Origin of the sequence: Campylobacter concisus (assembly GCF_902460895.1) — a bacterium.
Lineage (GTDB): Bacteria > Campylobacterota > Campylobacteria > Campylobacterales > Campylobacteraceae > Campylobacter_A > Campylobacter_A concisus_BC.
Map to the genome: position 1 here is coordinate 158,639 of NZ_CABPVL010000002.1, position 10,806 is coordinate 169,444.

The following is a 10,806-nucleotide window of genomic DNA, read 5'->3' on the forward strand; positions in this document are numbered from 1 at the left end:
ATTATCCCTTCTTATGTTTTTTCTTGTAAGATAAGAAACTTTTTGTTACTTCATTTGCAAGACTAATAGCAAGCAAGGGAGGTACGGCATTACCGACTTGAGAATTTTGTTGAGTTTTACCACCATAGAATTTAAAAAAATCAGGAAAAGACTGCAATCTAGCCCCCTCTCTTGTGGTAAGCGCCCTGTTTTCTTTTGGGTGTATGCATCTTAGAGATGAAGGCGTTCCCAAGTTATTCGTTATCGTTGTAGACGGTTTATTCCACCATAGCCTTCCGTATGTATTTTTGTAGCCGGAAGTGAGTCTATATTCTGACGGTAACTTTTTGTCATCAACCAAACTGTTTATATACTCTCGCCCTTCGCCTTCTATTACAGCATTGATAACGCCTTGAATTTTCTTGCCATAAGAGCCACTCTTATGGCAAGTTAAAACATCGTTATTATTTCTCATAAGCTCTTGGTAAATATTCCTAGGAGCCGTTAAATATTCATTCTTTTCTTCGTTTGATCCTAGTGGTGGTAAATCTGATAATGCATTTTCCACGCTTAAAAATGCATTACAATCAGTTAATATTTCATCCGGAAATTCCCATGTTAGATCTACATCTTTTCTTACACCAACTATAAATACTCTCTCCCTATTTTGTGGTACACCAAAACTCACTGCATTTAGAATTTTTTTATATATCATATAACCATTGGTATTTTTTATATTATTAAACATTTTATATATATCTTCTATTACAGGAATGCCAACATTGTTTTTCATTGTAAGCAGACCTTTGACATTTTCAAAAATAAACATTTTTGGTTTCAGAATACTTAGTAATCTACAGTATTCCTTATACATAATAGCTCTGTTATCATACTGTCTTTTGCCTACGGTACTGTAAGATTGACAAGGTGGTCCCCCTATGACAAGATCAACACAACTTATATCAATTCCATTATCTTTGATTTTTTTCTTATTAATTTCTTTAATGTCACATTCTAATAAATTTATATTTGGAAAATTTAACTTAAAAGCAGCTGCAGCATGTTTATTGTATTCATTTGCAAACAAAAAATTAAATTTATCATTTTTTACAAATTTATTCATATCTTTTTTATAGTAGAAACCAAATGTTAAACCACCAGCTCCTGAAAACAAATCAACAATATTTATAGCTCGTTTTCTCAATTTTTCAATTTACTCCCACTCGATAGTTGCAGGTGGCTTGCTTGAGATGTCATAAACTACGCGGTTTATGCCATTTACCTCGTTTATGATGCGGCGGCTTACGTTTTCAAGCAGGTCATAAGGAAGCCTTGAAAAGCTTGCAGTCATGCCATCACTCGCATCGACCACGCGCACACAAACAGCGTTTTCATAAGTGCGGTTATCGCCCATAACACCAACAGAATTTACGTTTAAAAGTACGCAAAATGCCTGCCAAGTTTTGTTATACCAGCCACTACTTTTTAGCTCATCGCGCAAGATCACGTCAGCTTTGCGAAGTAGCTCAAGGCTTGGTTTATTTACCTCGCCCATGATGCGGATAGCAAGGCCAGGTCCAGGGAAAGGATGGCGGAAAACTAGCTCGCGACTTAGTCCAAGCTCGAGTCCTAGCTTTCTAACCTCGTCTTTAAAAATCTCTCTTAGCGGTTCTATTAGCTCAAATGTCATCCAATCAGGCAAGCCGCCAACGTTGTGGTGGCTCTTTATAGTCTTGCTTGAGCCAACTACTGAGCTTTCGATGATGTCAGTATAAAGAGTGCCTTGAGCTAGAAATTTCACATCGCCATGCTTCTTAGCCTCTTTTTCAAAAATTTCTATAAATGTCTCGCCTATGATCTTGCGTTTTTTCTCAGGATCAACGACGCCGGCCAAGCGACCTAAAAATATCTCGCTCGCATCTATGCTAACTAGCTCAACGCCAAGCTTTGTTCTAAATGTAGCTTCAACTTGTTCTTTTTCGTTTGTTCTAAGAAGTCCGTTATCGACAAAAACAAGGATCAAATTTTCAGGCACAGCAGCTGCCAAAAGTGCTGCGGTCACAGAACTATCCACACCACCACTAACTGCGCAAAGCACCTTGTGAGTGCCCACTGTTTTTCTGATCTCTTCTATCTTATTTTTAGCGAAGCTTCCCATGTTCCATGTGCTCTCGCAGCCGCAGATATATTTAGCAAAATTCTTTAAAATTTGCGTGCCATACTCGCTATGTTGCACCTCTGCATGAAACTGGATCGCATAAAATTTACGCTTATCATCGCCAAAAGCACAATAAGGCGAATTTTCGCTAATCGCAATCGCCTCAAAGCCCTTTGGCAGGTCTTTTACATAGTCGCTATGGCTCATCCATACGATTTGTTTTGAAGGTGTATCTTTAAAAAGATCGTGCTCTTTTACGACGCTAAGTTCAGCCTTGCCGTACTCTTTATGATCAGCGGCTAAAACCTCAGCACCATGCGTGTGAGCAAGTAGCTGCATGCCGTAGCAAACGCCAAGTATAGGGATATTTAGCTCAAAGACGCCGTTGTCGCAAAAGTAGGCATCTTTGGCATAAACGCTAGCTGGACCACCACTTAGAATGATACCTTTTGGATCTTTTGCCTTTATATCGCTTAGTTTTGCGTTAAATGGCAAAATTTCAGTATAAACTCCTTCTTCTCTTAGCCTTCTAGCTATTAGCTGAGTATACTGCGAACCAAAGTCCAAAACTATAATCGTATTGTTCATTTATAACCTTTTAAAAATAGATATGAAAAATTTCAAACTGCACATACCAAACAATGAGTGATACGATGTATCCTAAAACTACCATCCATGCATATTTCATATGCGCACCAAAGGTATAAATTCCTTTTAATTTACCCATTACTCCAACGCCAGCTGCTGAGCCAAAGCTGATCATCGAACCGCCGATACCAGCTGTAAGTGTCACTAGTAACCACTGGCTCATAGCCTCGCCTGCATCAGCTCCCATAGCTGGATTTGCTTTTAGAACGGCTGACATAACAGGGACGTTATCAACGACTGCTGAGAGGAAGCCAACTCCGATATTTACAGGTGTTGAGCCAAATTTATCATAAAGTGACACAGCGTAATTTAAAAATCCAGCAAAGTGAAGAGCACCAACTGCAGCTAAAATTCCAAAGAAGAAAAATAGCGTGTTGTTTTCGATCTTTGACATATAGTGAAAGACATTCATAGGCTCTTCGTCTTTGTGAGCTTTTTTGAAATAATATGTATAAAGGCTAAACAGCGAGAAGCCAAACATCATGCCCCACATAGCTGGTAAGTGAAACAACTGGTGCATCATAACTGCACAAAAGATAGTAAATGCACCTATAAAGATAACCGCTTTACCGCCCTTTTTCATAACCACTTTTGGCTCATTTGCCACGTCAAAATGAGGCGCAGTATTTGGCACGATGCGTGAAAGTAAAAACGCTGTCACAAACCAGCCGATAAATGAAGCTGGGAAAAGTGCGAAAAAGTCTAAAAATGGTGACTTGCCAGCTGCCCAAACCATAAGTGTAGTGATATCGCCAAATGGACTCCACGCTCCGCCTGCATTTGCTGCTACGACGATGTTTATCGCACCTGCGACTAGGAAATTTGTATTATTTCTGTCTATCGTTAAAAGAACGGTTGATAGGATAAGCGCTGTTGTTAGGTTATCAGCCACTGGGCTAATGAAAAACGCCAAAATACCAGTTAGCCAAAATAGCTTTCTGTAAGTGTAGCCTTTTGAAACTAGGTTGTATTTAAGTGCGTTAAATACATCTCTTTCAACAAGTGCTTCGATAAATGTCATCGCTACCATTAAGAAAAATACGATCTGAGCTATCTCTAAGATCAGGTGATTTACCTCGTGCTCTAGCGAATGCACATCCATGCCGTTTATAAGCATATAAACGCCGATTAGTAAAAACATAAAAGTGCCGATAAAAATGGCAGGTTTTGCCTTGTCGATGTGAAAATTCTCTTCTGCTGCTATGAAAAAGTATCCAACAACAAAAATGATAAGCGATAAAATTCCCGCCCATGTAGTAGTTAAGTCAATAGCCGCAGCTTCTCCGTCAGCACCAAAGGCTATAGCAAAAAACAAGCCTAGAAGTCCAAATAACCTCATATACTCTCCTTGTAAGATAAAAATTTGCGTATTTTACTTAAATGAGCCTAAAATTTAGGTTAGTTAAATTTATTAAGCTTGCATTACATTTTTATCTTACGCCAAATTTAAGATCAAATTTTATTGATCTTGTCAGTTTTTTTCTCTTTTACAGGTGCATCGCCATAAAATGGATCGTCCTTGTAGCCGCAGCCACTAAGTGCAAAAAGAGCGAAAATTAAAATAAAAGATGATAAGATTGCCTTATGAAAAACGCCAAATTTATGATAGATGCTATCCACGAAAATCCTTTGTATAAAGAAAAATTAAGCATGGCAGACGAGTGCCAAGAGCTTCTTCGCCTAATGGGTAAAGCAAAGCGATTTTACATAGCTTTTTGCTATGTTAGAGAAGGCATTTTAACCTTCGTTCTCACTCATCCCTCAGGGCTTTTGGAGCTTAGACGTGATAGTAGTATAAATGATATAAAAGGGTTATTAAAAACCTTTTGCAAATTTAATAAAAATAGCATTTTTGCAAGCGTCATCGAGCCAAAACCTCTTAGCGAGATCAACTATATAAAAAATAAAAAAGAAGAAAATATAAGATTTATCGTGAGCAAATATCTAAAATTTTTCACGCCTCAACCTACGCAAAGATCAAATTTTATCACTCCAGCCAGCAAAGGCGAGTTTAAAAATTTAGCCACAAATGAGCAAATTTATAAGAAATTTGAAGAGCTAAGAGAAATTTTGCTAAAGAAAAACGAGCAGGCAAGATGCTGATAGACGAGATAAGAACGCTTCCAAACGAGCCTGGCGTATATCAGTATTTTGACGCTCAAAACAGACTTTTATATGTCGGCAAGGCCAAAATTTTAAAAAACAGGGTCAAAAGCTACTTTAAATTTACCCCAAGCCTAGCTCCAGCTGAAAAGCTAAGCCCAAGAATTTCAAAGATGATAAGCGAGGCCGTTCATCTTGAATACATCGTCACGCCAAGCGAGGCAGACGCGCTTATACTTGAAAATTCATTCATCAAGCAGCTTAAGCCAAAATACAACATCTTGCTTCGTGACGACAAGACCTACCCTTATATCTTTATAAATTTAAATGACGAATTTCCTAGATTTGAGATCACTAGAAAGGTGGTAAAAGGCTCAAATATACGCTATTTTGGACCATATTTTAGTGGAGCTGGCGAACTACTTGAGGCGCTTTATCTAAATTTCAACCTAGTTCAAAAAAAGTCCTGCGTAAAAGGCAAAAAAGCCTGCCTTTTTCACCAGCTAAAACGCTGCCATGCCCCATGTGAGGGCAAAATTTCAAAAGAGAGCTATGCCAAAATAGTTGCTGATGCCACAGCCGCTTTGCAAAATCCAAATTTATTAATCGCTCGCCTTGAAGAGCTCATGCTAAACTACGCCAAGGCCGAAGACTACGAGCAAGCAGCCGCGACTAGAGATAAGATGCAAACGCTTAAAAATATGCAAACAAAGGTCGAAGTCGATCTTGCCAAGCTTGAGGACTTTGAGGCCTACTCGGTCGCTTGCGTGCACGATATGATCTGTGCGGTGAGATTTAGCGTGCAAAGTGGCAAGATAACAGGCGTAAAAACCGATATCACACAGGCTAAAAACGCTCAAAAAGACGAGATAAACGAGGCTTATAAGCAGGCTATTTTAAAAAGCTTCATCGCCGGTCAGCCAATAATCAGCACCAAAATTTACGTCCACGAAGACTTTGAAGATAGTAAGCTAGTGGAGGAAATTTTAAACGAGAGGTTTGGGCGTAAATTTAGCATCACTTGCCCAAAAATAGGCGATAAGCGTAAAATTTGTGAGATCGCCACCAAAAACGCCGAAGTTAGCATCGAAAAATACCTAAAAACACACGATAACGAGCTCTTAAACGAGATAAAAGAGTATTTTAATCTAGCTCACACGCCTTACGTGGTCGAGGCTTACGACAACTCGCACCTTTTTGGCGAGGCAAGTGTGGGGGCGATGGTGCGCTATGAGCATGGCGAGTGGGCGAAGCAAAACTACCGCCACATGCACCTTGGCTCTAAAAACGACTACGACCAGATGAGAGAGAGCCTAACTGCTAGGGCACTTAGGTTTGATAAGCTTAGCCCACCTGATCTTTGGGTTATTGATGGTGGCGAGGCGCTTTTAAGCTTAGCCTGCGAAATTTTAGCAAGTAGCGGCGCAAACGTCGATGTGATCGCTATCTCAAAAGAAAAGATCGATGCCAAAGCTCACCGCGCAAAAGGCGAGGCGAAAGATAAAATTTATACAAAAAATGGCAGCTTTAGCCTAAGCACGAGCGATAAAAAGCTGCAGTTTTTTCAAAAAATGCGCGACGAGAGCCATAGATTTGTCATCAGTTTTCACAGAAAAACAAGGCAGAAAAACGATATGCAAAGATCAGTGCTAAGACAAGCTGGCGTTTCTGAGGGCAGTATCGCGAAATTAATCAGCTTTTACGGAAGTTTTGATAAAATCAGCGAAGCAAATTTAGACGAAGTGGCAAAAATAACAAACAAAAGCGTAGCAGCAAAGCTTTTAACGCTCAAAGAAGGAAATTTGAAGTGATAATATACGACAAAAACGGTCAAATTTTAGCGATGGGAGATATCTCTCTTGGCCTGCTTGAATTTAAAGATATAAGGGAGTTTTTAAGCGAGCATAAAGATATTGACGAGCTAGTTTTAGACTACAAAGAGTCTGGAGTTTTTATAGATTATCTAGCTAAAAGACCAAATTTAAGAGTAAATTTAAAGACCAAAAACGGCAAAATTTTAAATGCGACGCTTAAATTTTCAAAGATCAGCTCAGTAAAAAATGAAGAGTATTTTGAGCTTTTGATCCTCGATCAAACAGAAATTTACAGCCAAAACCAGCAAGCTGCGATAAAAGCAAAGACCAAACTTCGCTTGCCAAATTTAAAGGTCGATGAAAAAGAGCTTTTGGACAAAGAAGAAGAGGTCTTAAACGAGAGCTGGTTTAGCGAAACTGCTAGCTTTTTAAATTTAAGCAAAAGCGAGTTTGCGACCTACCTTGGTATATTTTTAAGTAAGGCAAAAGATAAGATGATCTTTATCCAAAGTGCGGTGCAAGCGCGAGATGCTAAATTTTTAGAAGAGAGCATAAAGATCTTAAAAGAGCCAGCGCTAAATTTAAAGATCACTCCGCTTGTGGCAAATTTCGATGCGCTTCTTACTAGACCAAACAAGATTAAAAAAATCGCTCAGATAAATGAAAGACTAAGCGAAATAAGCACACTTTGCAATAAATTTTCAAAAAGGCTTGGCAATGAGGGTTAGTAAATTTTTAGTTCTTTTGCCGATATTTTTGGCGGCTATGGCTTGCTTTTATAGTGGCGCTCTCTACTTTGATAAATTTAGGATCTCTTATGGCATAAATAGCGAGGTAAAAAGAGAAAGTTTGATAAGAAAAACCTTAGATGCGATCGTTTCAGAAAGAATAGCTTACGAAAGATATGAAAAAACTAGGTCGCCACAAGACGAGACGGCTTTAAGAGAGGCAAATGCTGCTAAGAATTTGTTTGTAAAAAGTTTATCAAACACTCTTTCTAACACATCAGATGACATAAGAATGAGAGATAGGCTAAATGATGTTTTAAAAAACGCAAATGCAAGTTGGGAGAGCTCTAATCTCTCGTTTCTTAGCTTTGTTGAGTTAGCAAATTCTGCTGTTGAAAGTGGGCAAATTTTATTTAGAGATGTTGCTTTAGATATTGATATCAAGCGCTATATACTCTCTTTACTTAGAACCTATGAGCTGCTTCAAAACGTAAATACCACAAAAGAGCATATCTTGGCTGTGCTTATGGGCAAAGAAAAAATTACCGAAAGTTCGCTAAAACAATCTCTAGATAGCCTTAAATACAACGATATAAATGCAAATTTGCTCCCAAATGGCGATATAAAAGACAACATAATAAGAGATATAGATAGGCTTGATAATATAGAGACCTCTCAGGGCTATGACGAGATCCGCCTTAAGCTAAAGCTAAAAAATGAGCTAACACGTGATGAAATTTTGCAGATATATACCTTTGAAAGCAATAGAGCCAAGCTCTTTAGCAAGATAGCAAATGTCTTAAGTGACGAGCTAAAGAGACTAAATGATAACTTTAGAGTAAAGGTGCTTAGTCTAACATTTTTGATGTTTTTTCTTTCACTTTGGCTCTTTTACGCTGGCTATAAAACATATATCTGGCTAAAAAATTTAGAAAATTTAAACCAAAAAATGAAGCTTGTAAGAGATGAGGTTTTAAAAAGAGGAGATAGAAATCCACAAAATTTAATAGAAAATTTCATCGCGCTATATAAAGAGCTACTTCAAAAGTATGAGCAAGAAAGAAGCTTTACAGCGATAAAAGATAGGCTGCTAGTTAGGCTAAATAAGAAATTTTACCTCTCAAAAGAGCAAATTTTAAGCTCGGTCGCTACGCTAAAAAAAGATGAAAACGTGGTAAAAAATGAGCTTGTTTTTGAAAATTTAGAAAAAAATAGCCAGATAATCGCGATAAATTATAGCAATATAAAAGGCTTGCTTGATAGCAAAAATGGCGAGATAAGCCTAAATTTAAAGCCATTTAACCCACAAATTTTGTTTTCAAATATCCTTGAAGCGCAGATACCTTTCACGCAAGAGAAAAAGCTAAATTTCTTAACCTATCTTGATGCAAACATTAGCGACGAGCTAGAGGGCGATAGCGAGAAGATAAGCGTCGTCTTTGGCTCTATCATGCAAGCTGTCGTGACAAAATGCGATAAATTTGCCAACTTGATAGTGGAGATAAAAAATGTCAGCGATGCTCTTAGTCAAAGCGGTCTTTTGCTCATCGAAACAAAGATAAGGACAAATCAAATTTTCATAAATGAAGAGCAGATAAAAGCTTTAAACACAGAAGATGAAAGCGAGATAAATGATGAAGAGAGCGAGTTTTATCTAAGACTTGCTAGCTTTTATCTAAAGCTTTTTAACTCAAGCCTTGACATAAGCACACTTGGTGGAGCTGGTAATGAGTTTAAATTTATCCTTAGTCTAAAAAAGGTGCAAAAACTGCAAAATTTCAGCCTAAATCACGAGCTAAGGATCGCGTATCTGCCTGATATAAATGCAAAATATAATGAATTTTTCGCAGCCACCTTAGAAGATATGGGACTTAGGTTTCAAAATATCATCTCAAACAACCAAGCACTAGCGAAAAACTACGATATCGTCTTTGCAAGGCAAAGTGCTAGTAAAAATATAAATATAAAAAATGCGGTCTTGCTAAAAGATCCACTCACGCCACTTAGCGTTGCAAGGCTTGTCTATATGGAGAAAAATAGGGGCGAGAGCTTGGCTGAAGAGAAGGTGCTCTTTTTGCTATGCGACAAAAACCCACTTAGTCTTGAGATGTTTTCACGTGCTTTTAGCTTCCTAGACTGCGAAGTCATAGGCGTTAGCAGCCACAAAGAGCTTAAACAAGCACTGCTTTTAAATAGATTTAACGCAGCCTTTATCGATGCTTCATTTTTTGAAAATGGCGTGGCAAATTTCGTAAAAGAGATAAGATCGCTTCAAGAAGAGAAGATAAATTTGGTCGCCGTGGTCTCAAATACCTCAAACATCCCTGAAAGAGAGCTGCTGCCAGCGTTTGATGAGAAGATCAGAAAGCCTTTTAGCAAAGATGAGCTAAATCAAATTTTGCCTAAATTTATAAAAAACTATAAGCCAAGTAAAGAAAATAGATACTTTAGTAAAAATGAAAATATCGTTATTTACAAGAGCACGAAGCTTGAAAATAAGATATTTGCTGGCGCTCTTGGCGAGTTTCAAAACACGCTTGAGATCGCAAATAGCTTTAGCGAACTTTTGATAAAGATAAAGACAAAACCTTGCTCACTAGCACTTGTGGATGAAACGGCGGAGGGCTTTGATATAAAAGAGCTTTTAGCTACGATATCTGAGCTTAGAGCTGGGCTAAAGCTAGATGCTAGAGTGCTTCTTTTTAGCAACAACTTAGAGCTTAAAAATCAAAAAGAGTATATAAAAATCCTATCTCCAAGCGTGAGCAAGATAGAGCTTACAAACTTCGTAAAATCAGAGCTTGGCGAGATAAATTCGACCCAAAATGAACTAAAGAACAACTTTAAGTTTATAAAATTTAAGATTTGAGTTTTGAAGTAAAAATTTGAAGTGAAATTTAGACTCAAAAAGAGTCTAAATTTTATTTTTAAAATGTGCTTTGTGGATCAGCTACGCCTTCGCTCCAGCCAAGTTTTGCGCCAGCAAGTAGGTGAAAGTGCAGGTGCATGACCTCTTGACCGCCGTTTTCGCCGCAGTTTGTTATGAGTCGGTATCCGCTCTTATCAACGCCCATTAAGCTCGCCACTTCTTGGATAAATTTAGTCATCTCACCCATCAAAACTGGATCCATCTCTTGGAAGTTTTTGTAGTGTTTTTTAGGAATGATGAGGATGTGGATCGGCGCTTTTGGGTTGATGTCATTAAAAGCTAGAAATTTCTCGCTTTCAAGCACTTTGTTACAAGGAATTTCACCAGCAACGATCTTTTCAAATATGGTCATTTTAGCTCCTTTGAAAGTTTGAGAAATTATATCAAAGTGTGCTTAAATTTCGCGCTTTTTATCTTGATTTTAACTCTTTTTCTATAAAATCGATG

9 protein-coding genes are annotated in these 10,806 nt (G+C 38.0%); 4 read left to right on the top strand and 5 right to left on the bottom strand.

The window, feature by feature from the left end:
• Window position 1 precedes the first annotated feature (1 nt).
• From F3G98_RS01995 to F3G98_RS10310, 4 genes are all read right to left on the bottom strand, one after another.
• A complete protein-coding gene (locus F3G98_RS01995; RefSeq protein ID WP_204161524.1) occupies window positions 2–1,183 on the bottom strand; it encodes a DNA cytosine methyltransferase in 1,182 nt (393 codons plus the stop codon).
• Between the two features lie 9 nt (window positions 1,184–1,192).
• Window positions 1,193–2,725: a glutamine-hydrolyzing GMP synthase gene (guaA, locus tag F3G98_RS02000; protein ID WP_009294571.1), complete on the bottom strand. Its 1,533-nt coding sequence runs from the start codon at window positions 2,723–2,725 to the stop codon at window positions 1,193–1,195.
• A 10-nt stretch (window positions 2,726–2,735) separates the two neighbouring features.
• Entirely contained in the window at window positions 2,736–4,124 is a 1,389-nt protein-coding gene (gene nhaD / locus F3G98_RS02005; RefSeq protein WP_103607953.1) for a sodium:proton antiporter NhaD, read from the bottom strand.
• 113 nt (window positions 4,125–4,237) lie between these two features.
• Window positions 4,238–4,405 (bottom strand): LptM family lipoprotein, encoded by a 168-nt coding sequence (locus tag F3G98_RS10310; protein ID WP_012001408.1) that lies wholly within the window; start codon window positions 4,403–4,405, stop codon window positions 4,238–4,240.
• 30 nt (window positions 4,406–4,435) lie between these two features.
• On the opposite strand from F3G98_RS10310, the gene F3G98_RS02010 reads away from it, so the two are divergent.
• From F3G98_RS02010 to F3G98_RS02025, 4 genes are read left to right on the top strand one after another with little or no spacing between them, the layout of a single operon-like run.
• Window positions 4,436–4,888 carry a hypothetical protein gene (locus F3G98_RS02010; protein WP_021089660.1) on the top strand — a complete coding sequence of 151 codons (453 nt, stop codon included), beginning with the start codon at window positions 4,436–4,438 and terminating at the stop codon, window positions 4,886–4,888.
• Window positions 4,882–6,699, top strand: coding sequence for an excinuclease ABC subunit UvrC (uvrC, locus tag F3G98_RS02015; protein ID WP_149725672.1), 1,818 nt, complete (start codon window positions 4,882–4,884; stop codon window positions 6,697–6,699). The genes F3G98_RS02010 and uvrC overlap by 7 nt, the downstream gene beginning before the upstream one ends.
• On the top strand, window positions 6,696–7,430 hold the full coding sequence (locus F3G98_RS02020) for a hypothetical protein (RefSeq protein WP_103607950.1): 735 nt from the start codon (window positions 6,696–6,698) through the stop codon (window positions 7,428–7,430). The genes uvrC and F3G98_RS02020 overlap by 4 nt, the downstream gene beginning before the upstream one ends.
• Entirely contained in the window at window positions 7,420–10,299 is a 2,880-nt protein-coding gene (locus F3G98_RS02025; RefSeq protein ID WP_149725673.1) for a DNA-binding transcriptional response regulator, read from the top strand. The genes F3G98_RS02020 and F3G98_RS02025 overlap by 11 nt, the downstream gene beginning before the upstream one ends.
• Before the next feature lie 58 nt (window positions 10,300–10,357).
• On the opposite strand, the gene F3G98_RS02030 is transcribed toward F3G98_RS02025, so the two are convergent.
• A complete protein-coding gene (locus tag F3G98_RS02030) occupies window positions 10,358–10,711 on the bottom strand; it encodes a histidine triad nucleotide-binding protein (protein WP_004317216.1) in 354 nt (117 codons plus the stop codon).
• Between the last annotated feature and the right edge of the window lie 95 nt (window positions 10,712–10,806).